Origin of the sequence: Ferrimonas sp. SCSIO 43195 (assembly GCF_023716685.1) — a bacterium.
GTDB lineage: Bacteria > Pseudomonadota > Gammaproteobacteria > Enterobacterales > Shewanellaceae > Ferrimonas > Ferrimonas kyonanensis.
This window is the reverse complement of record NZ_CP072679.1, coordinates 2,937,766-2,963,650: the sequence shown is the minus strand read 5'-3', so window position 1 is coordinate 2,963,650 and position 25,885 is coordinate 2,937,766. Positions and strand designations below refer to the sequence as shown.

The 25,885-nt window shown below is 57.9% G+C and carries 19 protein-coding genes; 5 read left to right on the top strand and 14 right to left on the bottom strand.

The window, feature by feature from the left end:
- Positions 1 to 4: 4 nt before the first annotated feature.
- Both J8Z22_RS13715 and J8Z22_RS13710 read left to right on the top strand, forming a co-directional pair.
- Positions 5 to 2,074, top strand: coding sequence for a LodA/GoxA family CTQ-dependent oxidase (locus J8Z22_RS13715; protein WP_252006805.1), 2,070 nt, complete (start codon positions 5 to 7; stop codon positions 2,072 to 2,074).
- 67 nt (positions 2,075 to 2,141) lie between these two features.
- Positions 2,142 to 3,260 carry an NAD(P)/FAD-dependent oxidoreductase gene (locus J8Z22_RS13710; protein ID WP_252006804.1) on the top strand — a complete coding sequence of 373 codons (1,119 nt, stop codon included), beginning with the start codon at positions 2,142 to 2,144 and terminating at the stop codon, positions 3,258 to 3,260.
- Positions 3,261 to 3,334: 74 nt separating this feature from the next.
- Here the strand turns inward: J8Z22_RS13710 and J8Z22_RS13705 are convergent, their stop codons facing one another.
- The 3 genes from J8Z22_RS13705 to norV are packed head-to-tail and all read right to left on the bottom strand — an operon-like array spanning position 3,335 to position 6,326.
- Complete coding sequence (locus J8Z22_RS13705) at positions 3,335 to 3,670, bottom strand: DUF1971 domain-containing protein (RefSeq protein ID WP_028111706.1); 336 nt, start codon at positions 3,668 to 3,670, stop codon at positions 3,335 to 3,337.
- A gap of 23 nt (positions 3,671 to 3,693) precedes the next feature.
- Complete coding sequence (gene norW / locus J8Z22_RS13700) at positions 3,694 to 4,830, bottom strand: NADH:flavorubredoxin reductase NorW (protein ID WP_252006803.1); 1,137 nt, start codon at positions 4,828 to 4,830, stop codon at positions 3,694 to 3,696.
- On the bottom strand, positions 4,827 to 6,326 hold the full coding sequence (gene norV, locus J8Z22_RS13695; RefSeq protein WP_252006802.1) for an anaerobic nitric oxide reductase flavorubredoxin: 1,500 nt from the start codon (positions 6,324 to 6,326) through the stop codon (positions 4,827 to 4,829). The genes norW and norV overlap by 4 nt, the downstream gene beginning before the upstream one ends.
- A gap of 177 nt (positions 6,327 to 6,503) precedes the next feature.
- Here norV and norR point away from each other — a divergent pair, with 177 nt between their 5' ends.
- Positions 6,504 to 8,030: a nitric oxide reductase transcriptional regulator NorR gene (gene norR, locus J8Z22_RS13690; RefSeq protein WP_252006801.1), complete on the top strand. Its 1,527-nt coding sequence runs from the start codon at positions 6,504 to 6,506 to the stop codon at positions 8,028 to 8,030.
- A 301-nt stretch (positions 8,031 to 8,331) separates the two neighbouring features.
- Here norR and J8Z22_RS13685 read toward each other — a convergent pair whose 3' ends face one another.
- The 8 genes from J8Z22_RS13685 to J8Z22_RS13650 all read right to left on the bottom strand — a co-directional run bounded on the left by J8Z22_RS13685 (position 8,332) and on the right by J8Z22_RS13650 (position 16,466).
- Complete coding sequence (locus tag J8Z22_RS13685) at positions 8,332 to 9,237, bottom strand: LysR family transcriptional regulator (RefSeq protein WP_252006800.1); 906 nt, start codon at positions 9,235 to 9,237, stop codon at positions 8,332 to 8,334.
- 266 nt (positions 9,238 to 9,503) lie between these two features.
- Positions 9,504 to 10,274, bottom strand: a complete 771-nt coding sequence (locus J8Z22_RS13680) for an alpha/beta hydrolase (protein WP_252006799.1) — start codon at positions 10,272 to 10,274, stop codon at positions 9,504 to 9,506.
- Between the two features lie 18 nt (positions 10,275 to 10,292).
- Positions 10,293 to 10,799 carry a hypothetical protein gene (locus J8Z22_RS13675; protein ID WP_252006798.1) on the bottom strand — a complete coding sequence of 169 codons (507 nt, stop codon included), beginning with the start codon at positions 10,797 to 10,799 and terminating at the stop codon, positions 10,293 to 10,295.
- Between the two features lie 13 nt (positions 10,800 to 10,812).
- Positions 10,813 to 11,109: a GIY-YIG nuclease family protein gene (locus J8Z22_RS13670; protein WP_035415184.1), complete on the bottom strand. Its 297-nt coding sequence runs from the start codon at positions 11,107 to 11,109 to the stop codon at positions 10,813 to 10,815.
- Positions 11,109 to 11,498, bottom strand: a complete 390-nt coding sequence (locus tag J8Z22_RS13665) for a hypothetical protein (RefSeq protein WP_028111714.1) — start codon at positions 11,496 to 11,498, stop codon at positions 11,109 to 11,111. Before J8Z22_RS13665 ends, J8Z22_RS13670 begins: the two co-directional genes overlap by 1 nt.
- Before the next feature lie 255 nt (positions 11,499 to 11,753).
- Complete coding sequence (locus tag J8Z22_RS13660) at positions 11,754 to 13,826, bottom strand: carboxypeptidase-like regulatory domain-containing protein (protein WP_252006797.1); 2,073 nt, start codon at positions 13,824 to 13,826, stop codon at positions 11,754 to 11,756.
- Between the two features lie 601 nt (positions 13,827 to 14,427).
- Positions 14,428 to 15,135, bottom strand: a complete 708-nt coding sequence (locus tag J8Z22_RS13655) for an SCO family protein (RefSeq protein WP_252006796.1) — start codon at positions 15,133 to 15,135, stop codon at positions 14,428 to 14,430.
- Positions 15,132 to 16,466 (bottom strand): selenium-binding protein SBP56-related protein, encoded by a 1,335-nt coding sequence (locus J8Z22_RS13650; RefSeq protein ID WP_305881801.1) that lies wholly within the window; start codon positions 16,464 to 16,466, stop codon positions 15,132 to 15,134. The genes J8Z22_RS13655 and J8Z22_RS13650 overlap by 4 nt, the downstream gene beginning before the upstream one ends.
- Positions 16,467 to 16,618: 152 nt before the next feature.
- Between J8Z22_RS13650 and J8Z22_RS13645 the strand changes: the two genes are divergently transcribed.
- Both J8Z22_RS13645 and J8Z22_RS13640 read left to right on the top strand, forming a co-directional pair.
- Positions 16,619 to 18,934, top strand: coding sequence for a helicase-related protein (locus tag J8Z22_RS13645; RefSeq protein WP_252006795.1), 2,316 nt, complete (start codon positions 16,619 to 16,621; stop codon positions 18,932 to 18,934).
- A 222-nt stretch (positions 18,935 to 19,156) separates the two neighbouring features.
- Positions 19,157 to 20,512, top strand: a complete 1,356-nt coding sequence (locus J8Z22_RS13640) for an ammonia-forming cytochrome c nitrite reductase subunit c552 (RefSeq protein ID WP_245595546.1) — start codon at positions 19,157 to 19,159, stop codon at positions 20,510 to 20,512.
- Between the two features lie 621 nt (positions 20,513 to 21,133).
- On the opposite strand, the gene J8Z22_RS13635 is transcribed toward J8Z22_RS13640, so the two are convergent.
- From J8Z22_RS13635 to J8Z22_RS13625, 3 genes are all read right to left on the bottom strand, one after another.
- A complete protein-coding gene (locus J8Z22_RS13635; protein WP_028111719.1) occupies positions 21,134 to 22,330 on the bottom strand; it encodes a DUF5692 family protein in 1,197 nt (398 codons plus the stop codon).
- A 258-nt stretch (positions 22,331 to 22,588) separates the two neighbouring features.
- Positions 22,589 to 23,701: an acyltransferase gene (locus J8Z22_RS13630; protein WP_252006794.1), complete on the bottom strand. Its 1,113-nt coding sequence runs from the start codon at positions 23,699 to 23,701 to the stop codon at positions 22,589 to 22,591.
- A gap of 174 nt (positions 23,702 to 23,875) precedes the next feature.
- Positions 23,876 to 25,732: a hypothetical protein gene (locus J8Z22_RS13625; protein WP_252006793.1), complete on the bottom strand. Its 1,857-nt coding sequence runs from the start codon at positions 25,730 to 25,732 to the stop codon at positions 23,876 to 23,878.
- Between the last annotated feature and the right edge of the window lie 153 nt (positions 25,733 to 25,885).

The window sequence follows — 25,885 nt, the reverse complement described above, 5'->3', positions numbered from 1 at the left end:
CACTATGAGCAATCAAACCTATTTTCGAGTCCACCCAGCCATTAACTTTGCCCGGGTGGGCAACAGTGACGATTTTTACATCGCACCGGAGACCGCCGCCGGCGAACTGCTGGATCAGGACACCGGCCTGTTTGGTGGCCTGCCCATTCGCTGGGGCACCGAAGATACCCCCATTACCGCCGAAGACTTTCGCGACGCTGAGCAGAAGGTGAAACGGCAGGCGGCCCGGTTTCGGATTTTCGCCTACGACCAGCCTCAGAGCCGCTACCCCAGCAACGACAAGGGCACCGAGATTCGCATCGGCAGCCGGGTGGGGGGCAAGACCGTCAAAGACATCATCTGGACCGTGCACCTGGCCAACAAGAAGAACAACAACTTCACCATCGAAGATGCCGATGGTCAGGAGCTGGGCATCGCCAGCTATGAAAACGGCCAGACGCCGCCGCTGCGCAACCTCAGTTACGGCACCCAGGCCGACAGCGACGAGCGCCGTTCTAAGCTGGTGATCGACGCCGGACCGCGCACCATCTGTTCCAGCCAGCAGGGCGGTGAAGCCATCGAATTCGATGCCGATACCACCCCGAGTTATTGCGACGATAACGGTCGAATCTGCTCGGCAGACAGCTACCCCATCAGCTTTCCTGGCGACCACTTTAGCAACCTGAATCCTGGCTCCGGAGACATCACCACCCTGGGCCAGCTGCGGATCGAACCAGGCAGCGGCCGGTTGGTGGTCACCGGCGGTTATGGCAACGCCTTTGCGTTCCCCAATGCCAAAGGGCAGGCGCCGACGCTGGATCACGCCATCGACAACGACGGTTGGTTTGACGATGTGGCCGATGGCCCGGTCAATGCCACCGTGGTGTTTGATGATGGCAGCACTCAGCAGGTGGTGGCCGGCTGGTTTGTGTCTACCGATCCGGCCTACGCACCACAGACCCGCAATGTGGTCTCCACCTGGGACGACGTGTTCAATACCTGGGTCGAGGAACTGGCACTGATGCCGTCGCTGTTTGCCGGCGGTCAGTACGACACCGATTTCCCGGCCTCGTTTAACGGCGATGTGCTGCCGGTGCTGCACGGCGCCCTGTTGCAACGCTGGAACACCAACCTGCCCAACGCCGGGGTGCAGGGCCACAACTTCATCGGCCGCATTAAGCCTACCGATGACCCGAAGCAGAAGATTCCCAACTTCAAGGCGCTGATCCGTGACCCTAATGACCCGGCACAGGATGAGGTGGGCACCAAGATGCCGTTGGCACTGGGTGACGCCAAGCGCAGTTTCCTGTCGCTGTCCAAGACCCAGTACTTCCTGCTGCAGCAGTGGTACGAAGGCCTCAGCCAGGAGGCGGCGCCGGAACTGGGCGTGGGTGAAAAGCTCGATAAGGTGGTGTTGGAAAACTGCCTCGGTGGTCGTTATTCACCGGGAATCGATCTGACCTTTGTGGTACGCGACGTCAACCTGTACCTCAGGAATGACGATCAGAGCAGTTACCCGGCGGTGGCCGGGCCGTTTCGGATTAACCAACAGCCGCTGGATTACGCCAGTGCCAGCCGTTCGCAGCCATTTTTGGGGATTGGCTACATTCCCCTTAATCCCATGGCGGTGGAGCCCGGCGACCTGAGCAAGTTCATGTCGCAGCCCTGGCATACCGACTACAACAGCTGTGCGGTGCACACGCCGGATCCTAACCCGGCGGGCAACAACACCCTGTACTGGTCGTGGCCGGCCCAGCGCCCGGTGCAGGTGTATCCGGCGCAGTTGTGTCAGTTTGATGAACATAAGCAGCAATGGAACCTGGGTGGGCAGTTGTTCAGTGTTCGGGGCGACAAAGAGGGCAGCGACAACCTGACCTATTCGCCGTTTCCACAAAACGAAGGCCGTTATCAGGAGTACCTCGATTTTCTGGCTAACTGGCATAAGACCGGTTTCATCATTCAGGGCTCGCAGATCCCGGCGTCCAAGGGCGGCAATTACGGCAGCGATAAATTCCTGGAGGTACAGAGTCTGTACGACTCCTACGGCCAGGTGGTGCAGCCCTGGCCGACGGCGGCGCTGGATAAACAAGACTAGCCAGCCATAGGAGTAACACCAACGCTGGCTGGCCCTGGGGTCAGTCAGCGTTGTTTTAGGAGGCAGTATGCGTACCGATAACGACGTAACGATTTTGGGGGCCGGGCCGGCGGGGCTGGCGACGGCATTGTCCCTGCATCAACAGGCCCCCTGGCTAAAAGTCGAGATACTGGACGCCGCCGATGCGCCACAGTTCAAGTTGGGGGAGACCCTGCCGCCGGCGGCGGGCGAAGTGTTGAGCCGGTTGCTGGGCGAAGACAGTCGCTGGTTGTTGCGCAGCCAGCAAGTGTGTTCCGGCTCCATTTCCATCTGGCAGCAGCCCGAACCCGGACACAATGATTTCTTCTTTGATCTGTCCGGGCCGGGCTATCACCTGGACCGGGCCCGGTTTGAATCGGAGTTGGCCAGTCAGCTTAAGCGCCGCGACATCGGCCTGCGGCGACGGGTAAAGGTGCAGGGGGTGCAGCCGCAGGAGGATTGCGTAGCCCTCACCATAGCGGCACAACCTCGCCCGCTGCACAGCCGCTTTGTGGTGGATGCCAGCGGCGGCGCCCGTCAGGTGTGCCGGGCGCTGGGGGTGGCCGACAATACTCTGGATGAAGTGGTGTACCTGTGCGCGGTGCTGCCGCTGACTCCGGGCGGTTCGATGACCGACCGTACCCTGGTGGAGGCGCAGTCCTACGGGTGGTGGTACGCGGCCCGGTTGCCGGAACAGAAGGTGATGCTGATGCTGTGCTGCGATAAAGCCAGCATGGCGACGGCGTCGCTGGCCGACCCGGCGGTGTGGTTGCAGCGGGCTGAGGACAACCGCTTGTTTCAAACCCATCTGGCGCCGGTGTTGGCGGCGGCTCGGGCCGAAGGCCTGACACTGCTTCGCCGCTCGGCGCCGTCGGGAATATTGAGTAATGTGGTGGGGCGCCATTGGCTGGCGGTGGGGGATTGTGCCAGTCGTTACGACCCCATCTCGTCGGCGGGAATCACCAAGGCTTTGATGCACGGCGAGCTGGCGGGGCAGAGCATTGCCGACTACCTACAGCGGCCGGACGTGGTGGCACTGCTGCCCTATCAGCAGCAGGTGTTTGATGACTTCAATCAGTATCTGCAGCTGCGCCACTCCCTCTATGCCAGTGTTCAGCGTTTTGGCAACCAACCGTTCTGGCACAACCGCGCTACGGCCATGGGCTGAGCGGACTCAGCCCATGGCATCACTGACTTAGCCTATGGCATCGCTGACTTAGCCCATGGCATCACTGGGGCGGTTTACTGGGTGTTCACCAGTTTTTCATCGCCCTTGTCTTTGTCGGACCAGAAGTTGATGTTGAACTGGGCATCGTCGGACAGCTCGATGCGATGCCAGTACTGCGGTGGGCTGGTGGCAAACTGGCCGGCCTCAATGGTGACCACCAGCTCCGGCTCCATGGTGTCTTTGTCCGGAAAGCCGAAGTAGGTGACGCTGCCCTCCATTACGCACAGCTGGCCGAATACGCCGGCGGCGGTGTTGTGGTGGTTGAGCAGGGCCGCCGGTACCGTGTCTTTGGTAAAAAACGGGGTCGAGCGTTGAATGGTCCAGTTGGCTGGAATGCGTAAGTGGCTCATGGTGTTCTCCTTACTCGGATTAATCAGCAATTCAGTTGGCGCAGCAGGGCAAAGCCCTGGGGCTGGTGATCACCACTGACCACAAACCCCTGCAGTTGATTGGCGTCGTTCAGTGCTTGGGCGGTGAGGCCGCCGTCGGTGATCTCCACCTGCCAGCGACTGGCGCTGTGGGTGTCACCGGCCAGTTGCATCGGCATCAGCGGCGTTTTCACCTTCACCATCATCGGCGCACCATGGCGGGCGGTGGCGGTGCCGCACAGGGTTTGAGCCAGGGCGTTGGCGGCCAGCAGAATGGGTTGCAGGAACGGTTCATGTTTGCCCTCCACTTCGGCACAGTCGCCCAGGGCGAATACCTTAGGGTCGCTGCTTCGCAGCTGGTTGTCTACCACTATGCCTTTGTTGACCATCAGGCCGGCGGCCGCGGCCAGGGCGGTGTTTGGCATCAGGCCGATGGCGCAGATGGCCTCGTCTACCCGGTGTTGCTGGCCGCTGGTCATGGTGGCGACCAGGGCGTCGCCATCGCGGTTCAGGCGTCGCAGTGAATCATTCATTGCCAGGGTGACGCCCTGCTGTTGCAACACGCCCGCCAGTTGGGCGGAGATGAACGGTGGCAATAGCTGTGGCAGCACCCGTTCGGCCCGGTCGCACAACACCACCTGGCGCCCGGCGCTGGCCAGATCCATCGCCATCTCGGTGCCGATCAAACCGGCGCCAATCACCATCACCGACTGTGCCCGGGACAGGCGCTGCTCCACCTTGTGGTAGGCATCCAGGCTGTTGAGGGTAATCAGGTTGCCACCGGCATCACCGTCGATCACCGGCACCATGGCCGAGGCGCCGGTGGCCAGCACCAGTTGCTGGTAGTCGACGCTGCCGCCGCTGGTCTCCAGCCGCTGGTTGGCGGTGTCGATGGCCTTGACTCGAGTGTGGGCCATCAGGGTCAGGTTCATCTCCTCGGCGAACACCTCGCCCCGGCGCTGAATCAGCTGTTTGGCAGGCTGGCCCTTGCTGAACACATGGCTGATCTCAGGCTTGGAGTATTCGTCGCCACTGCCCTGGGTGATTAGGGTAATGGGGCGGTCGCTGTCCAGGCGCCGCAGCGCCTTGACCAGTTGGTAGGCCGCAAAGCCGCTGCCGACAATCACCAATGGGGCACTCATGCTGCGTCCTCCTTTTTCACCGCTTCGAACACCTGCTTGCCGATGCCGCATTCCGGGCACAGGAAGTGATCCGGTACCTGTGACCAAGGAGTACCCGGCGCAACCCCTTGGTTGGGTTCACCGTCGGCGCTGCGGTAGACCCACTGGCACACGGTGCACAGCATGTCCGCTTGGTCGTTGCCGCATTGCTTGGTGGGTGCCTCGGTTTGGGCTTCGCTCTTTACTTCAGCCTGAGCCGGGGTGGCCGGGTGGGGCACGACGTCGTTGGGGACGGATTTAGGAGCAGGCTGCTCGACGGGGGCCAGTGCCCACTGGCGTGCCAGTTGGCGGCCGTGTTCGCGGCATTCATTGAGGGCGTTGCCATCGGGTTTCCACTTCACTTTCAGACTGGCGGCGGTGTCGAAACCGGCGTCCTGCAGCCGCACCTGAATGCGGTCGACGGCGCCGCCATTCCAGCCGAAGCTGCCGAAGGCGGCGGCGCGTTTGTTTTTGAATCTGAGGCCGGTGATCTCCTCCAGCATGGCGGCGATTTTGGGCATCATCACGTTGTTCATGGTGGAGGAACCCACCAACACCGCCTTGGAGCGGAACAGGTTGGACAATATCTCGTTCTTGTCGTGTTTGGAGACGTTGAATACTTTTACTGCCACTTTCGGGTCGATGTCATGAATACCCTGAGCCAGGGCATCGGCCATCATTCGAGTATTACCGGACATGGAATCGTAGAACAGGGTGATGCGATCCTCTTGATAGTCGTCGGCCCACTTCAGGTATTTCTCGATGATCTGTACCGGGTTGTCACGCCAGACGATGCCGTGGGAGGTGGCGATCATGTCCACCGGCAAGTTGAAGCTCAGCACCTCTTTAATCTTGGCGGTGACCAGGGCGCTGAACGGAGTCAGAATGTTGGAGTAGTAGCGCAGGCACTGCTCCTCCAGTTCGGCCTGATCCACTTCGTCGTTGAACAGATGTTCGTCGCAGTAGTGCTGACCGAAGGCATCGTTGGAGAACAGCACCGCGTCGCCGGTCAGGTAGGTCATCATGCTGTCTGGCCAGTGCAGCATTGGCGCTTCGATGAACACCAGTTGCTTGCCGTTGCCGATGTCGACACTGTCGCCGGTTTTCACGGTGTGGAAGTTCCAGTCCGGGCGGTGATGGTGGCCGGTGATGGAATCGATGGCATTTTCACTGCAATAGATGGGGGTACCGGGGATCTTCTCCAGCAGGGCGGCCAGGGCTCCGGCGTGGTCTTCTTCGGCGTGGTTGATGACAATGAAGTCGATGCTGTTCAGATCCACTTCCTGGCTGAGGTTATGGACAAATTCGTGGCTGAAACGGTGATCGACGGTATCGATGAGTACGGTCTTCTCCTCCCGAATCAGGTAGCTGTTGTAGCTGGTGCCTTTTGGCATCTTAAACTCGGTGCCGTGGAAGTCGCGCACTTCCCAGTCCCGTTGTCCGACCCAGTGGATGTTGTTCTTAACGTGAATTGCCATGGTGTAGCCTCAGAGTTCAATCAAATGTGGTTTGCTTGTCTGAGTTATTGCAGTGTCCGTGCCAATAATTAACTAATTGAATTTAATGTGTATTTAAAATTGACATTGTCATTTCGACACTAATCGACTAGTGTCATTAAGACAGTGGCTTGTCATTTTGACATAGGAAAGGTACCCATGAGTTTGCAGTTGGATGAGTTTGCCGAACTGGCGTTGGATTTGACCTCTGGCCTCTCCGATGCCGACCGGTTTCAGCGGCTATTGACCACCATTCGGGATCTGGTGGCCTGCGATGCGGCGGCGCTGCTGAAGCTCAGTGACCATCACTTTGAGCCCCTGGCCACCAATGGCATGGAGGCCGAAGTGCTGGGGCGGCGTTTTGTCATTGCCGATCACCCCAGGCTCGAGGCCATCGCCCGTGCCGGCGATGTGGTGCGTTTTCCCGCCGACAGCCAGTTGCCGGATCCCTACGATGGCCTGATTGCCAACCACCCCAGCGATCTGAAAGTGCACGCCTGCATCGGCTTGCCGCTGCTGGTGAATCAACGCTTGATAGGGGCGGTGACCATCGACGGCTTCAACCCCAATCAGTTCGACGGTTTCAGCGACCGCGAGTTACGGGCGGTGACGGCGCTGGCCGCCGCCAGCCTCAACAACGCGCTGTTGGTGGAGGAGCTGGAGCTGTTGTCTGCCGGTGGCGGTGAGCGCGTCGGCCGGCCTCAGTCGGCACCGCCGGGTGAGATCATCGGCCAATCGGCGGCGATGCTGGATTTGAAGCGAGAGATTGGCATTGTGTCGTCTACGGATTTGACCGCGTTGGTGACCGGAGAAACCGGGGTAGGTAAAGAGTTGGTGGCGGAAGCGATTCATGCTCAGTCTTCTCGGGCTGCCCAACCTCTGGTGTACCTCAACTGTGCCGCGCTGCCGGAATCGGTGGCCGAAAGTGAACTGTTTGGTCATGTGAAGGGGGCCTTTACCGGTGCCATCAGCCACCGCCAGGGCAAGTTTGAGATGGCCGATGGCGGTACCCTGTTTCTGGATGAGATTGGCGAGTTGCCGCTGTCGTTGCAGGCCAAGTTGCTGCGAGTGTTGCAGTACGGCGATCTGCAGCGGGTGGGCAGCGACCAGCCGGTTCAGGTGGATGTGCGGATTATTGCCGCCACCAACCGCGATCTGAAGCAGGAGGTCAGCGACGGGCGGTTTCGTGCCGATCTGTACCATCGCCTGAGTGTGTTTCCGCTGTGGGTGCCGCCATTGCGCAGCCGCGGTCAGGATGTGCTGCTGTTGTGCGGCTTCTTTCTCGAACGCAATCGCAGCAAGCTGGGTCTGGCGGGGTTGAGTTTGACCGACGCTGCCCAGGAGTCGGTGCGGAGCTACGCCTGGCCTGGTAACGTACGCGAGCTTGAACATTGCCTGTTCCGGGCGGCGGTGGTGGCCCGTTCGGCCCAAAGTGGTGATCACATTGTCATTGAGCCGGCGATGCTGCGATTGGGGCAGGCTTCGGCAAGCCCACAGCCACAGGCGATGCAGCAGCAGGTGACTGAGGCCGGCGGGTTGCGCGACGCCACCGATCAGTTCCAGACTCGGCTGATTCAGCAGGCGCTGACCGCCGAGGCGGGCAACTGGTCGGCGGCGGCCAGGCGGCTGCAGATGGACAGCGGCAATTTGCACCGGTTGGCCAGGCGGCTGGGGCTGAAGAAATAGTGTGGCCAAGCTCAAGGCTGGTCAGCTGCGGTCAAGGCAGAGTTGACTATACTCAGAGTCACTTTTGGGGCGGCCGCTTGTTAGCCGCCAAATCCCAAGACTGCGGGAGACTGACCATGCGTACTCTGGTTGAGACCATCATGGCGTCACTGTACCTGTTTGCACCGGTGATTGACGGTGACGAGCAGGATCTGTCCGATTTGGACTGAGACTCTGACAAAAGAAAAGCCAGCCTTTCGGGGCTGGCTTTTTTTGTGGCTGTCGAACGTTGTTTGCGCCGAGACGGGTGCCAGTCGTCGCCTCAGGCGGCTTGCATGTGGCGAATAATGTAGTCGATAAACACCCGGGTTTTAGGCGCCAGTTGTTTGTTGGAGGCGTAGTAGATCATAAACGGCGGTCGGTCGGCACAGTAGTCTTGCAGAATCTGCACCAGCGAACCGTCATCCAGATAGGGCTGGGCAATCTTGGCGGCGGCCAGGGTGATGCCGATGCCGTCTTTGGCCAGCTCCAGTCCCAGCTCCACATTGGTGGTGGAGACATTGGATTTCATCTGATCCTTGCTGAACGCCCGACCATCGGGACTGCAAAAAGTCCACGGCACCAGTCGTTGGCTGGAGGCCATGCGATAGCGAACGCAGTTAAAGCGGTCCAGATCGTCCGGGTGGGTGGGGATGCCATAGCGGTGCAGAAAATCCGGTGAGGCCAGGGTGACCAGTTTCACCGGTCCCAAAGTGCGGGCCACCAGGCGACTGTCGGCTTGAAGGTGGTTGCCAATGGCCACATCGATGCCCTCCTTGACCATATCCACCACCCGATCTTCGAAACGCAGATCCAGCTCAATCTCGGGGTAGCGGTCGAGGAAGGGGCGAACCAAGGGCAGTACGTATTCGCGGCCATAGCTGTAGGGCAGGCTGACCCGCAAGCGGCCACTGGGACGTTCGGTAAAGGACTGAGCGGTCGCCAGAATGTCGCTGAGCTCATTCACCACCGGTGCCACTTTTCGGGCGAAGGCGCGGCCCTCGTCGGTCAGCGACAAGTCGTGGGTGGTGCGGTGGAACAGCCGTACCCCCAATGCCACTTCCAGAGACTTGATGCTTTTACTGATGGCGGCGGGGCTGACGCCAAGCTTACGGGCGGCGTCGGAAAAGCTGTGGGTCTGGGCGGCGCTGATGAAGGCCGGCAGGTAGCGGCTCAGTTCAATGTTCATTGCTTTTAACTGGTAGTTTAAATTGTTTTGAGTTTGTTGATACTACAGGTTTTAACAGCGCAAGGTAAGATAGGCGTACGGATTGCCAGGCAGTCCGAGCCGTAACTGCTTATCTGACCTGTCAGCTAAGGATTTAGGAAGGCGATTTCATCAACCCTTGTAAGACTGGATGTCTGTACTTCATTCCCGCTGGTTGCCGTTGCAGCCATTGCCATGGGAGGCCAAAGCACCACGGAGGGTGCCTTTTTTTTGCCTGTTTTTTGTGGCTATTCCACTCCGTAGGTTCGTTCTGCTGGCTGCAAAAAGCGCTCTAAGCGAGTGGTAATGGCCTGTTTGAGCCACAGTGGGCCGTGGTCGGTCATGTCGTTGTGGCGGGCGTGAGCAATGGTGGTCACCTCAATGGCGTGGCCTGAGGGCAGCTCGTTAGTGGTTGGCAGTACCCCATCATCGGCGGCAAAGTCACTGGCTCTAATCGACAAAACGGCGATGTTTGGATCTCTGGGCAGGGGCACTCGGCGGTGGTCCAGAGTAACCAGTTGCTTAACGTAGCCACCCTGATGGGTCGCCAGCCAACTGGACAGATCGCCACCGTTTGAGTGACCAATTAACAGCAGGTGGTCAAAATCGAAGCTTGAATAGTCGGGCTGCATAGACCGGCGCAGGAATTCCAGCGTGGCCGCCCCCCGAATCCAGTTTTCCTGTCGTTGCAGGTACAGGTTACCGCTGACTGCCAGCGGCGGATCCGACGCCAGTTCATGGCCAACCGTAATCACCAGGTAGTTCATGTTAATCAGAGGCTGCACCATAAACTGGTAGTCCCGATGAGAGACACCATAGCCAGCGCTAATCAAGGCCACCGGACAAAGGGCGGACTGCCGGCATTGTTGGGGTGCGACAGGCTGGTGCACCTCAATGGGGATCGCCCGATCCCGCCGCGAGTCGATGACGGTGGTTGGTGCGGCGATGGCTCCTGCGATCCACAGCAAGAGCAATAGGGGAGTCAGTGATTGGGCCATGCCGTTGACGTTCCGTTTCATCCAGTCCGTTTGTGTGGGCTATTCACCCAGGGCGATTTCATGCAGGCTGGCCTCTTTGGCGTGACTGGCCTGCCATTTCAGCAGTGGCGCCTTTAACTTGGCCAGGGCCTCTTGGTCGCGGTAGAAGATCAATAAACAGCCGGCCTGGCGGTAGTCGGTCTGGCCTTCGCCATCAGGACACTGATACGCCAGCATGGCGTACAGTTCCTGAGTGGCATTGCTGATGTAGGCGGACTTCTCAAAGCAGGAGTGGGCCCGACAAGCGGTGGCCAGGTAGGTGTGTTTGTCCAGCATCACCAGCGGCTCCGGTGGCCCCCCCAAGCCAGCCAGAAACTGCTCTTGGGTCGGTGCTTGCCAGAAATACTGCTGCTGGTGGTCGCCAAAAAAGGCCTGGGTGTGTTGACGGAAGTGGTTGTCCCATACCAGCTGATTGCTGTTGTGGTAGCTGGACAGGTCAAATCGGTCCGCCAACGTCTGAGGGCTGAGGCTAAGGCAAAGTAAAAGCAGTAAAACGGGTTTCATCATAGCGTTGTCTTCCCTAGTCATCCTCAGAGGAGGGGGGTGAAGCCAGCAAGGGTTCCGGTAGTACACCGGTTTGAATCAGGCGCTCTTTGCAGGGTTTGCTCAGTTGCTTGATCTTATATTCCAACTTCGATGCTTCCGAGCGGTTTCCCACTTCGGTATGAAACGCCAGGGTCAGCGGCCCTTTGCCTCGCAGTGCCTTGGCGCCGGTGCCATTTTGGTGCTGATTGAAGCGCCGGGGGACATCGGTGGTGATGCCGGTGTACAGGCTGCCACTGCGGGTTCGAACCAGGTAGAGCGACCACAATGACATTAGAATGCGACCACGATACCCTTGGTTTTCCACAGGTGCGGGCTGCGGAACGCGTACTGGTAAGGTGGGTGCATCAGCAGCAATACCGCGGCGAACATGACGATAAATTCGGCGATATGCAGTAAATCAAGATTCTCAAAGGTGTAGATCAACCCCATCAGCAACATGAACGCAAAGCTGACGATCACCAGTCCGGCATTCAGCCTCGCCATCCACAGCGCACCAATCGGCACCTGGTAGGCGAAGCCGAAACAGGGGTAGATCAACAGGGTGCTGATGGACAGCAAACACCAATGGGCGAAGCTGGTCTGTGGCGTAAGTAGCATTGCCATCAGGGACAGTACTGCCACCAGCAGTACTCCCCAGAACAGCAGTTGCCAGCGTGACATAAACAGGACTTCCTTTGTTGCGTGAACCATGGTCTCAGAACTTGGTGCTGGGTGTTATTGACTACAGGATAATGGCTAACGAAGGCCCTGTAAATTATTGCTACGGCTGAGCTAATCCGGTTTTTCCGCTGCCAGGGTTCGGTGTATGCAAAGGTGCTTGTTTCTCGGTCAGGAGCGTTCTTCTTTGGTAAGTAAAAACAGAGGGCACCCGCAGGGGTGCCCTAATGGTATCTCTGGTCGCCATTACAGAGGATGTTATTGTTGAGGCTCGATTGATTTGCCGGCCGCTTCTACGACATTGCCGGCGTTGGCACAACCAAACCAGGGCAGGGAGCAGATTTCCTCGCTGTACTGATAGGCTGCTTGCCACTGGGATAAGTCTCGGCTGGTAAGGACATTGATTCTCGGGAAGATGAATATGCTGGACTCGTCCAGGCTGTCATTCAGCGAGTCGTAAGTCCAGGTCGACTGCTCCAGCACCAGGTGGCGACCACCGCTCAGGCTAGCGATCACCTCCCAGCTGCGATTGCGGGTCGTCAAGTCGCCGTTGCCCCAGTCTATTTCGCCCAGCATTCTGTAGTGGTAGTTACCTTCTTGGCTCCACTGGTGAAATGCCTCATCGTAGCCAAAGAAGCTGTTGCCGGTTTCCATGCCTTGGTCATCCTTTTCCCGGTGGCCAGAGACGCGGATTAGGCTGCCATCTTCGTTAAAGCCATAGCCATACAAGTAACTAACGTCGGTCTTGGTGTCATCCTCTACACTGGCTATCCAACTGTTGATCTCGGCGGAAAGAATATGAGGAGCGGGCTGGATGAGGTCTGCTTCCAGGGTGCTGTCTGACTGTTGGTACTGGGCAATCCAGGTGATGGCGCTGTATTGGAAGTCCCCTTGTTCGACTCTAACTAAAGCGCTGTATAGCCCGTCTACCTGGTTGTAGGGTAAGACTGTTACGCGCCAGCCTTCATTGGTACTGAGAACCAGCTCTCCCTGTGCGAAAGACCATTGGCCCATGCTTTCTCCTTCCGGAGTGAGCATGGCCCCTTCGTCACTCAGAACTAAGTGCTGATGAACTCGGTAATCCTGAGGCGCAGTGTCAAAGTAGCCTTTGAGCTGTGCAGGAATTGGGAGGGCCCAATGTCCACTCGGGGCCTGGCTCCATAAGCTAGAGTGGCCAGCGCCGATTCGCCAAGTCTGCACAGAGTCAGATGCTTCAGTCGCTGTTGGCAGTTCACCATTCCAGGTAATTCCGAGGCTCTCAAGATCCAGGGTGTATTCAATCTCGGTGGACACTGCCACTTTACTCAGTGTACCTGTGGTTAGCCGAATGATTTCGCTTTGCTTATAGGAACTGTGAACGATGACTTCATCGTTATAGCTGGAGTTTCGGTACTCTTGCAGGGCGTTTGCAGCCTGTTGCCCCCAACGCTCTGCAACCTCCTCATAGGACGGGTATTCATACAGAGTGGATTGGTTATCACCATACTGGATCACCAGTTGCCCCTGATCTGACAGTTGCCAGCTACCGTCAACATCATCCTCCATGTAGTTGGCGAAGCTGGTGGGATTGGTCAGGCTGGCGCCTCCCCCTTCATGAAGCCTCATCATGCTACCTTGGCCCTCAGTCCATCCCGGGGTCACCGAATTGGTGAGGACGTTGATGCCTGTTAGCTCTTCGGTGCTGAAGCCTGGAGTGACCGCGGGATCGGCCAGAGTGGCGGCTTCTGCGGCTTCCACCGCATCGGCAAATTCTTCGGTGTATTCGCCAGCTTCATCCATCAACCCCTGCTGCACCAGATAGTCATCGACGGAGGCTTGCACTCCTTCTTGGTTCGAGGAGAGGGCATCCAGAATGGTGCCCTGTTCCGGGGTGTAGTCCGGGTTATCTGCGAGAACTTTGATGATCGCTGCCAACTCCAGCACCGTTTCGGCATTAACCAGAGACTCAGCTTCGGCCAATTTGGCGTCGCTGGTTAAAGGCAGGCCGGTATCTTGGCTTAGAAGGTGCAGCGCTGTGCTGAGCTGAGTAATGGTGGTGCGACTGGATTCCGTCTGCGCCAACACCGCATCGTCACCGGCTTGCTGACCGAGGGTGGCCAGGGAGCCCAATTGGCTCACGAGTTCGATGTGGCTCTGTTCTCCTTCCCCTTTGGCGTTTAGTCTTACCATTTCAGAGCCGGAGAGGCTGCCCTTTTCATATTCGAATGCTAGCTGGTAGCGACCTTGAGCATCGGCAGTGGTCGTGGCAGTGATTCCCCCCATGGTGCCGGTTATGGTCGCATTGGCTACGGGGGCATCGGTCGCCAGCCCCTGGATGGTAAAATTCACCATCTCTATCGCAGGAAGTTGAGATTCGCTGTTTGAGCTGGAACTGCTGCCGCCACATCCGGAAAGCAGTGAGATCGAGAAAAGGCTAATTGCGACTGGAGATAAGCGCATCCTTGTGCTCCTGTTCATAGTAATAAATCCATTATTTATATCCTGGCAACGTGCTAACAATTGACGTGAAATTGTCTTGTATTTGATTCCCGCTTTGCCAGCGAAGCGAATGTTAACGATCTGTTATCAATTAATCAACAATTGGGTGGTATTGGCCGCATCTATAAGAAAACATTATGAAATGTCCTAGTTGCTGCTGGGTTTGAATTTTATAAATGCGGCTTTTTGACAGATTCGGATTGAGTCTTTTGGTGTATGTTTGAGGGCGACTTGATTGAACGATTATCACAGCAATAGTGTGTGAATAAGGGAGCAGTACTATTTTGTTGTTCGCATATTGATGCGAAATAGCCTTTTTAATTTGGTTGCCTGAATGATTATTAGACAGGGCCGGTGAGGTTATTTTGTATGAACCATAAAGCGGAGTCGCAGGGAGTATCCCAGGGCACCTCAGTGCTACGGAGATGCCGAATTGTTCATTGCTACGGCTGAGCTAATCCGGTTTTTCCGCTGCCAGGGTTTGCAGGTCGGCCAGCAGCAACCTGGGGTGCAGGTAGCTGGTGGAGTAGATATTGCGGATTCGGTTTTGCGGGTCGATGAGGTACACCCGCAGCAGGTGCGACAGCATGCCGGTGGCCTGACCCTGGGGGCCGATCACCGGGGTCACCCACTGGTTGTAGCTGTCCAGAATCGGCTGCAGCTGTTGATGGCCTTCGGTGGTGACAAACTCCCATTGGCCCAGGGGGGAGCGGAAATGGCGGCCGTAGGCGGCCAGAATGTGAGGCGGGTCGTTGTCCGGGTCAAAGCTCAGGCTTATCAGTTTGACCCGTTGGCTGAGGCTGCGGTGTTGGGTGATCTGTTTCTGCAACTGCGCCAGTACGTAACTGGCCAGCGGACAACCGTTGGGGTCGGGGCAGTGGGTGTAGATAAAGCTCAGTACCACCAGCTTGTCGTCAAAAATCTGGTGCAAACGGCGGCGCTGACCGGTGTCCAGCAGCACCTCACCATCGGCGGCGCTGCCGATGACCGGCAGGGAGTAGCTGCCAGCAGCGGGAGCCGGGAACGCCAGTGGGAAGTAGCCGGGGGCGGTTTTGGCCGCGCCCTGATGGTCTCGATGTGGATCTTCACTGGCGCAGAGGCTCGCGGGTAGGACCAGGGTGGCCAGCAGCAGCCATTTTAGACCGACAGAGGCAATACTCATGGGCTTACCTCGGCAGTGGTGGCCGCGTCTTGGGGGCGGGCCCCATACAGAGCGTAGGCCGACAGCCGCATCTGATGCGGGCTTCCGAGCTTCTGTTGGTGAAAATCGATGCTGAACTGAGGTAGCAGTTCCTTGCCGTTCCAGTGGTAGGCCTTGAAGTATTGCAGGTCTTCACCACTGGCGGACTCGGTTTTGTCCCAGTTGGCCAGTAGCGATGAGGTGTAGTACAGGCGTTTTCCGTCCCAGCTTTGCGACACCATGTTGACCTGCTCGCCAATCTTGAGCTGATACACCTGTTTGGGGGCCTTGGGGTTTCGAATGTCAAACAGGCGGGTGGTGCCGTCGTTCCAGGTGTTGACCCACAACTGGTCATCGCCACTGGAGATGGAGATGTCCACCGGCAGCGGCATGGCGGCGGCATCGCCGATGTCGGCAACGGCGGCTGCGTGCCAGCGGCGTTTGGCGTCCATGGACACCAGCCACAATTTCGAGGTCAGGGCGGTGGTGGTAAAGCAGTAGTTATGGGAGGGATCCCAGGCACAGCGAATCTCCAGCGGCGCCCCCGGCACCTCCAGTACCTGCTGAGGCTGGCGAGTGTGCAGGTTCCACACCACCATGGTGTTGCCGAACCGGGCCAGCCGCTCCGGACTGGACACCACTTCGGACAGTGGCGCCATGTAGTTGTCGTGACCGGTAAAGGAGCTGGAGACCATCACATTGAGCCGGGGCAGGGCCCGCACGTCGTAGCCATAGCCATCGGCGCCACTGAACAGGGAGTCTGGCGAGGCTTGATCCGGAATCCAGTGGGTGGCGATGTAGTCACCACTGTTGCTGTATTCCACCAGTGCGGTGCGGCCGCCCTGATCTTTGTTGTTGGACAGGCCGGTGAGCAACATGCGACCGGGGAGGGCGTAATGAGTGTGCGGGCCGATCACGCCGCCTGAGGCGCTGACAAAATCGTCGATCACCTTGTGCAGTTTAGGCTTGGCCGGATTGCTGTAGATGTCGAAGACAAAGATCTTGGAGCTGTCGAGGCCGCCGGCCCACAGGAAACGGCGGTCGTCGGTGAAGCCGCTGTGGTGAGCTTCATGGCGGCCTCCCACCGACAGGGAGTGGATGACGGTGCCGTATTGCCGAGAGGCTGGGTTGACATCTATGGTGACCAGTTTGTCCTGGCCGTCCCCTACGCCTTCAACGCCCAGAGTCCAGACGTACACCAGATCTTCCTGGCCGGTGATTTTGGCCATGTAGGGCGACATGCAGGTTTCGTCAGCCCGCAGCGGGGCGGTGGCCACCACGGTGGCCCAGGCAAGCAGTAAAGCCAGACGCATAACGTACTCCACAGTGGCGTTGGCCACGGTCAGGATCGAACCTATTAAGTGTAGACAGGGATCACCAGGAGGCGAGGGGCGTCACCAGGCTGGGCGCCACAGCGTTAACTGCGGTACACTGCGTGGATCACTCCCTCTGTTTGTTCGCCTTCATGTCTTTGCCCATCGATGTTCTGCACCACTCATTTGTCTCTCAGCTTGAGCACCACCACCTGGTGGTGGAGTCGCAAACCGGCTCCGGTAAATCCACCCGTTTGCCACTGTGGGCGGCCGAACGCGGCCGAGTGTTGGTGGTGGAGCCGCGGCGGGTGGCCTGTGTGGCGTTGTCGCAGTTTCTGAATCGGCAGTCACCGCTGGCCATTGGCCATGCCATCCGTTTTGAATCCACGGTGGATGAGGCCACTCGGGTGGCCTTTGTCACTCCGGGGGTGGCGCTGCGCTGGCTCAGCGAAACCGGTTTGTCTGGATTTGAGACGGTGATCATCGATGAGTTTCATGAACGCCGTTGGGACACCGATCTGCTGTTGGCGTTGCTGAAAAAACGCGCCGCCCATCGGTTGGTGCTGACGTCGGCCACCATCGACGGCGCCCGCCTGTGTGAGTACTTGCAGGGGGAGCGTTTGCAGGCGCAGGGGCGCCAGTTTGAGGTGACCATTCAGCACCGTGCCCGCGATGGTCAGCAACTGGCGGACGATCGCAACCTGTCGCAGCGGGTAAAGGAAGCGGTGGTTGAGGGGTTGGCGCAGACGTCCGGTGATGTGCTGGTGTTCCTGCCGGGCAAGCGTGAGATTCAGCAGTGTCAGTCGGCGCTGACCGAGTTGGACGTGCAATTGGTGCCGCTGCATGGCTCGGCCAGCAACGACGCTCAACGAGCGGCACTGCAGCAGGGGCCGCGGCGGCGGGTCATTCTGGCCACCAACGTGGCGGAAACCTCGTTGACCATTCCCGGGGTGACCTGCGTGGTGGACTCGGGGCTGGAGCGGCGAACCCATCAGCGCAACGGCCGCACGGTGTTAGGGTTGCACCGCATCTCCAAGGCCAGTGCCGCTCAGCGTGCCGGCCGGGCCGGGCGGGTTGAGGCCGGCGTCTGCTATCGACTGTGGGGCCAGCATGCGCCCCTGGAAGGGTTAACGCCGCCAGAGCTGCAGCGTGAAGAGCTGGTGGAGCCGATGCTGGCGGCCGCTTGCTCTGGTGAGGTAATGGCGTCGCTGCAGTTTGTGGATGGCTTGCCGGACAAATCGCTGACTCTGGCCCGGGACAAGCTGCTGCAGATGCAGGCCATCGATGGCCAGGGACGGGTCACCGACCATGGTCGGCGTTTGTATCCGTTGCCCATCGACACCCAGTTTGCTCATCTTATTACCGCCATGGATGACAAGGGCTGTCGCGAAGCCATGGTGGATCTGGCGGCGGCGCTGAGTATCGGTGCCCGCTTGTGGCAGCCGCCCACCTCGGAAGCGGGACTGAAGGCCCTGAAAGCCTGGCAGCCGCTGGCGTGCGACGCCATGACCCTGGTGCAGTTGTTGCGACGGCCACTGCCGGAGGCGCTGAGCTGTGACCCTCAGCTGCTGGCTGAGGCGCGGTTGCTGGCCAATCAGATTCGGCAAGCGTTGAGTCTGCCGCAGCTGTCTGCGGCTACCCCGGTTGATCGGGCACAGTGGCTGGCGGCGGTGATTCGTGCCCAGCCAGATCTGGTGTTTGTGCGGCGGCAGAAACGGCGTCAGGCGCTGGGTAATGGTTTTGCCGAGGTTCAGCAAGGGCGCGACAGCCGCTTCGATGACGCCGATGAGGCGGCGGTGGTGTTTGACCAGTTTTCCCTGCCGGGACGAGGCACCCGCCAGACGCTGAACCTGGCCACCTGCATGGCGCCGGTGACTCTGAAATCCCTGCTGGCCGCTGGCCTGGGGGAGATGCAGGCGCCGGTGCTGCAGGAGGATGGCGTCACCCTGATGGCGTCGGTGATCTACGCTGGCCGTACCCTGGGGGAGACGGAATGCACCGACAGCGCCGATTTGACCCTGGATCTGTTGGTGGAACAGATCCTCAGTGGTAAGCACTTTGTCGACGTCGGAGCACGCCTGCGCCGGGACCTGTGGGCCTGGGAGTTGTGGCTGGCCCTGGGGCAGGGGCAAGGCGAGCTGCCGGCATCGGCGGCGGACTGGCTGCGGCAGCGGTTACAGTCGCTGGGGGTGGAGACTGTCGAGGATCTTGAGCTCATCGAAGAGGAGGAGCTGGTGTTTGAGGGGATACCCCAATGGCAGCGGCAGGAGTTTGATGAGCGGTTTCCGTCTCGGCTCACCCTGGCGGAGCTGAAGCTCACGGTGGAGTACGATTGTTCCCGTAAGCGGGTCACAGTTGTTTATGAACAGGGTAGCCGCAAAGCGGGGCCAAAGCGCTGGGAGTTACCGCGTTGGCAGGGGTGGCGGATTTTTTATCGTAAGGCCAGCCGTACGGTTGCGGTTTTGTAAAATTGTCAAATTTTGGCGCTAAATTCATGGGTGACCCAAGTCTAGAATGTGGCATTTTTTCGGGAAAATGTTTCAATCTTGGCTCTTACTTTTCCCAAAAGTTTGATCCAAAATAAGTTTTTGGGGGAATACCCCCAAAGGGGTATGCCTGTCTTTTGGGCAGTTAACTATCATGCAACTCGAGAGATAAAAAAAAGCCTCGGAGAGGATGAGATGAAACCTATGAATAAAATTGCTTTGGCTGTAACCATCGCTGCACTGAGCGGTTCTGCATTTGCTAAGAACAGCCCAGAAGACGCTAATAACCTGACCTGGAAAGAGAAGTATCCTGAGCAGTATGCTTCTTGGGCCAGCACCATTGAATCTACCGATAAAGCCGACATCCTGGAAGCCGACCCTATGGTTGTGCTGATGTTTGGCGGTTACGGTTTTGCGAAAGACTACAACAAGCCACGTGGTCACCAGTTTGCGGTTATCGATAACATCCGCAGCCTGCGTACCGGTGGTCCAATGACCGACAGCGAAGGCCCAATGGCGGCTTCTTGCTGGGGTTGTAAGACTCCTGACCTGAAGCGTATGTACGATCAGGTTGGCGAAGGCAACTTCTCTGAGAAGAAGTGGGGCGCTTGGGGCCATGAGATGGCTAACTCCATCGGTTGTGCCGACTGTCACGATGCCGAAACCGGCAAGCCAACTCCGGCTCGTCCTTTCGCCATGCGTGCATTTGCCGCTTCTGGCCAGAAGTTCGAAGAGCAAGAGCCTAACATTCAGGCTGCCATGACCTGTGGTCAGTGCCACGTTGAGTACTACTTCGACGGTACCGACCACAAGAACGTTAAGTTCCCTTGGGACGGCGGCATGGACGTTGACTCCATCCTGGCTTACTACGATGCCCTGGGCTTCAAAGACTGGACTCACAAGATCTCTAAAGCGCCTATGCTGAAGGCCCAGCACCCTGAGTGGGAAACCTGGCAGCAGAGCACTCACTATGAGATGGACGTGACCTGTATCGATTGTCACATGCCTAAGACCACCAACGCTGCTGGTAAAGAGTTCACCAAGCACAACGTTGGCAACGCCATCGACGCATTCGACCAGACCTGTTCTAACTGTCACGACACCAAGGCTGAACTGGTTGACGCCCTGGCGACTGCCAAGAAAGAGGTTCACGAAGCTCAGCTGGCTGCGGAAGACGTTATTGTTAAAGCTCACTTCGACGCTGGTGCTGCTTGGGAAGCTGGTGCGACCGAAGCGGAAATGAAGGGCGCTCTGAAGCTCATCCGTCACGCTCAGTGGCGTTGGGACTACGCGATTGCCTCTCACGGTATCTATGCCCACAACCCAGAACTGGGTCTGGAGCAACTGGCTAAGGCCAAAGAGACCGGTGCCGAAGCACGTGCTGCTCTGAAGACCATTCTGGCCAAGCACGGCGTGAACAAGGTGACCTACCCTGACTACTCCACCAAGGCCAAGGCGCAAGCCATCGTAGGTCTGGACAAGTCTAAGATGGACGCTCAGAAGAAGAAATTCCTGGAACAACGCGTCCAGAAAGAGTGGCCAACAAAGGTAGAGTTTTAATCTCTCATTCTCACACGCACGAGAATAAAACCCGACCTTAAAGACGCCCCCGCAAGGGGGCGTTTTTTTATGCCTGATTATTGGTCGATGGCATTAAGGAGACTGTTGGATTCAGGTCTGAGCGCGGGGGCTATGTCGTGTGCCTTTCCCGTTGGTGACTGGTGTTGGTGGGAGTCATGATGCGAAAGGGGGCGGTGCTTCCGAGAGGGCGGAGATTGGCAACTATCTGAATCACTGAGGTCTTATTATGGGTGTCTGGTCAGTGTGATCTCGAAAGGGGGCGGTGCTTCCGTGAGGGCGGAGATCGGCAACTATCTGAATCACTGAGGTCTTATTGTGGGTGTCTGGTTAGAGGTCTTATTATGGGTGTCTGGTTAGCGCGATGCGAAAGGCGGCGCTGCTTCCGAGAGGACGGAGATTGGCAGCTATCTGAATCACTGAGGTCTTATTGTGGGTGTCTGGTTAGTGCGATCTCGAAAGGGGGCGGTGCTTCCGAGAGGGCGGAGATCGGCAACTATCTGAATCACTGAGGTCTTATTATGGGTGTCTGGTTAGTGCGGCTAACGATGTTAAGACGCCCCCGAAAGGGGGCGTTTTTTTGTTTATGTCGGTGAGCAGTCGTTAATAGGCCACTTCGTGCTGGCCGACTTCGACTCGTTTGGGGGCTTTGCCCAGGTACTTCCAGCGCCAGTAGTACAGCAGGTAGGCCAGGTTGACGGCAAAGCTGAAGGCGGCCACGGCCAACATCAGGCCGTCGGTTCGGGGCGTGGCGACGGTGTGGACCTCGACAAAGGTTTTGAAGGAGAAACCGTACATCATAAAGATCGACAGGGTGAAGATCCGCGCCTGCATCCAGGTGCCTTTCTTAATGAAAATCGCCGGCAGGGTGGCGGCGGCGAGTACGGCGATCTGGATGGAGGTCAGATCCGGGAAGCTCAGGTAGACAAAGGTGATGTTCCACATGTCGTACACCAGAATGAAGCTCAGAGTCATGCCGGGCCACAGCACGTCTTTCTCTTTGGAGTCATCGGGGTTGATGCCGGCCCAGCGAGTGACCGCCAGAACACAGAAAATCCCCGCCAAGCCATTGAGGATGTTGGGAAGGTGACCGATGGAGAAGTCCTGTCCCACGGCCTCGAGAATGTTGATGATGAACAGCGCGGCGATGGTAAAGCGAACCCAGTTTTTTCGGAACATCTGGGTGCAGGACATCAGAATGAAGAACAGGCCATGAACGATGGGCGAGTACAGTTTGGCCCATTTAAACCAGGCGTCGATGCCCGAGTCCAGCCAGTAGGGCAGCAGTGCCACCGGGGCGACGGCGAACAGCGCAATCATAAACAGCTTGGACTTTCGGGCCAGTTCGTACACCAGAATGCTGCCGATAAAGAAGCTGATCAGGTGCACCCAGGAGGCCAGCGCATAGTGCTTGGTCATGTTGACCTCGCCCCCTTCAACGGTGAGACGCATGGTATCGGCATCCACCAAGCGAATGGGCTGATCGATGAATTCCTGAATTGCATCACCGGGTTGGGTATGGATAAACAAGGCACCGTCTTGCATCGACCACCGTTTCTGGTCGATGACGTTACGGTCGGAGTTTTGCAGCTCCACTTGCACTCGACCATCATTGAAAAAATCGAGCAGATACAGGCCGTCACCCGAGCCCACCGGACCCTCAGTGATGATCTGCCAGCGGCCCATGGTGAATGGGGCCTCGGTATCGGTTGCGGTAGGAGCAGGCTGGCCGGCAGATCCGATGCCTGGAAGCATCATCAACGCGGCCAGCAACAGCGAGCCTAGAAGTCGTTTCATCATTACATCTCCGTTGTATTGTGAAAGCGGCGCCACTGTTGTAGTTGTTTGGCTGCCTGGGAATCGTCCCGTGCGCCAAAAATAGAGCTTATACTCTAAATTTGTAACGCAACACTGATCTTTGGCAAGAGTCATGTCGATAAATTAGACGCGCATGAGAGAGGAGTAAAGATGTTTAATTTATGTTTATTAGTGATTTAGTCTTGCTGTCGTGACTGATTGAGGGTAGGTGACCGAGTGAATTTCGGTCACCAGAATCGGTTAGCCCACTTCGGTGTTGACGCGGGATTGTTCGGCCTGGCGGCGCTGCTTGACGTAGGCTTTGACCTTGTCGCGATAGCGTTTTTCTACCTGCTCGAAGGTGAGGTAGGAGCCGGCCAGTGTCAGCAGCACAATCAGGGTATTGAGCAGCAACGATGGCGGGCCGGTGAGCACGGCTCCGGCCGGGATGAGCGCGGCGATGACGTTGTTGAACACCAGAATGATCAGGTAGTGCAGCATGTAAATCGAGTAGGACCACTGGCCCACCAGTCTCAGTGGCTGGCTGTTCAGCACCTGGCCCAACGTCCCATTGGCCGGGTTGGCAAATACCAGTATCGACAGGGTAAAGATGCCGATTGCCGTCAGGCTCAGGTAGATGTGCTCCTCGGCCACGGTCACGATGACGACGGTGGCGATGGCCAGCAGCCATTCCAGTTTGCCGATATGGTGACTGATCCAGCGATGGGTGGCCTCAAAGGCGTTGAGGCGGAACACCCACACCCCCAGGTAGAAGGCCCCCAGACAACGAATAACGCCATAGTCGTAGGTGATGTCGAGGTTTGGCCGCCCCAGCGACAGGATAAAGCCATAACAGACCAGGCTGATGACAGGCGGCACCCACAGGCCTTTGTGGCGATCGATGGTGATCAGAAAACCGTAAAACGCCATGTAGGCAAAAAACTCGGCGCCGATACTCCAACTGGGAGTGTTCCAGCTCAGGGCGTCGTTGGCGCCGGCGGCCTGCAGCAACAGCAGGTTAGTTAAGATGGTGTACAGCTCGTCTCCCTGATACAGATCGGTGTTGCCATAGCCAAACATGAACAGCCCCTGTTTCAGCACAAAATAGCCGATGCAGGCGACCAGCATAAACAGATGCAACGGGTAAATGCGCCCCAGGCGCAATTGAATGTAAGGTTTGAAGGTCAGAGTACGGCCAATCTTTTCGCTGTAGGAAAAGGCCATCACGAAACCGGACAGGACGAAGAAGAAATCCACAAACAGGTAGCTGTTGTGGAGAAACTGGAGGGGCTCGGTGCCGAAGTGATACGGCGAATGGAACAGCACCACCAGGCAGGCGGCAACGCCTCGCAATGACTCCAGTTTGTAGTACATGGTTGGCGTATCCTTAGCATCAGTACGTCAGCCTGCCGGAACGTTCTAAGGGCAGTTTGACGCAGGTTGAGTGATACCACTGACGCCTAAACAGGGTCAGAGAGGGAGACTGACGTACTGAAACAACTCGACATTCTTTGGTGAAACCAAGGGGCTGAGTATAGCACAGCGTGGTTAGCGGCTATCTTCGGTTCTCGTGCTAGCCGGCGGCGCTTCGGGGAGAATCCAGCCCCTGAGGGTTTGAGGCTGATGTTGTTGTTGCCAGCGCAATTGGTTGGCCCAGGCCAGGAACGGTCTTACCCAGGTCAGCGAGCCAAATTGCCTTAGCACATGCTGGCTAATGAGGGCGATATCGGCATCGTATTCCCGCAATTCAAACCAGTCGTAACCGATGGCCACCTGATCCCAGCGGGTACTGAGGCCCTCGCCTTTGAGATCGTGAGCCATCATCGCCGGTGGGAGAAAAGTGCGCTGACTGAGCGTTTGAGCGGCGCAGGGCAGCAACCGAGGGTCTAATGGATACCCCAGATCCCGGGCTGTCAGCAAAAACCCAATGTCCATATGGCCATGGTTCAGATCCTCTGAGCGCCGGGGGCGGGTCGGGTTCAGGGCGTAATCCCACTCGCAACTGCCATCCTGGTGATAGCGGACGCCAGCCTCAAAAAACGCCAGGATCTGAGACACCTTTTTTTGGAGCTGAGGGTCGGGCTGCCACCGGTTGACCCGCGCCATGGCGCTGGCCTGGGTCAATTGATGGTTATAGGGCAGCGGGTTGGCGTACAGCCCGGAATCTCCCATGGCGCGATTGTCTGTATTGACGTAAAAGTAGGCGCCGCCGATGGTCGAGTTTTTACTGGTGCTGAAGCTGCTGTCGTGGCTGTCGATGATGATTTTAGCCTGACTGAGGTAATGATCAGCCCGCGACTGATGCGGCAATTCAGGGTTGGATTTGATGTGGTCTGCCAATCGGGTAATGGCATTGAGAATCTGGCCGTCGCTGAGCACTTCGATGCGCCAGCCGCTGTGGGGCCGTCGCCAGCCGGGGGCCGCGGTTTCTGGCTGGTTGAGGTAGTACTTGGGGGCCGAGGCATAAGGTTGTGCAGCCAGATCTAACCGACTCTGTTGCCAGCGTTGTTGATCGGTGTGGCCGAGCATGTGATCCGCCAACTCTACCGCATAATCCAGATAGCGGCCGTCGCCAAAGGTTTGGTGCATGGTGATGTAGGCGCGCAGCCAGTAGTACCCCTGCCAGGCCAGCTTGGCCTCGTCATTGCCGTTGTTCTCTGCGAGCAGTGGTCGAGATGTGTCAAAGCTTTGAGCGAACGCTTCGTCCCATTGTTGCTGGCTGCCAATTAAGGGCGCCGGTGCCGGTGGCATTGCCATCCCCGGTTGCCATGACACATTGCCCATCAGGCTGGCGGTTTTAGGGGCGGTACCGGCCGATTGCTTGAGTTGGCACAGGTGGTCAAAACTGTAGCTGCGGGAGGAGGGAATGTCATTGATGTCGATGAGGGCCAGAGCCTGCAGGGTGGCGTGGCTGAATAGGTTGCCGCTGCGCATCACTTGTTGCCATTGGACTTTGCCTTCGAGTATCGCCGGATGTTTGAGCTGACGCTGCTGAGTACCGTCGGACAGGGTCAATAAGCCCGGTTCGATGCGAAGCTCAATGTAGCGAATGGCGTCAGCGGATAACGGCATTGCCAGGTCGAGTTGTTGGCCGTGCCAGCGGCTCGATAGTCCCTCTTGAGTCAGTGCCAGATGGCTGTCGCTGCCGGGATCGCTCAGTAAAAACAGTGGCGTAGTCAGTTGTACCTTGGCCACCCAGGCTACCAGAGTAAACGCGCCCTTTGGCGACCAGGCGGGCAGGCTCAGGTAGGCGTCGACGCCATCGAATCTGGCTGCTGTTGAGGCAGGAGTCCCTGACTTCTTGGCCTGAGGGCAGGCGAATGCCGGTGCACAGAGAAACAGCAGTAACGCCAGCAGTAGCCGCTGTGTGGTTGGTCTACAGCATGGCGGTGATCGATGCGGCATCAACAGGATCCCATGTGGCATAAACGGGGCGACGATGGGCAAGCTTAGTTAAGGCGTGCGCAAAGCTCAAATGGACTATGCTACGGCTGCTCCCATCACGAACTGAAAGTGGATAGGTGCAGATTTGATGAAGCTGGAGCCGATAAGGAATAA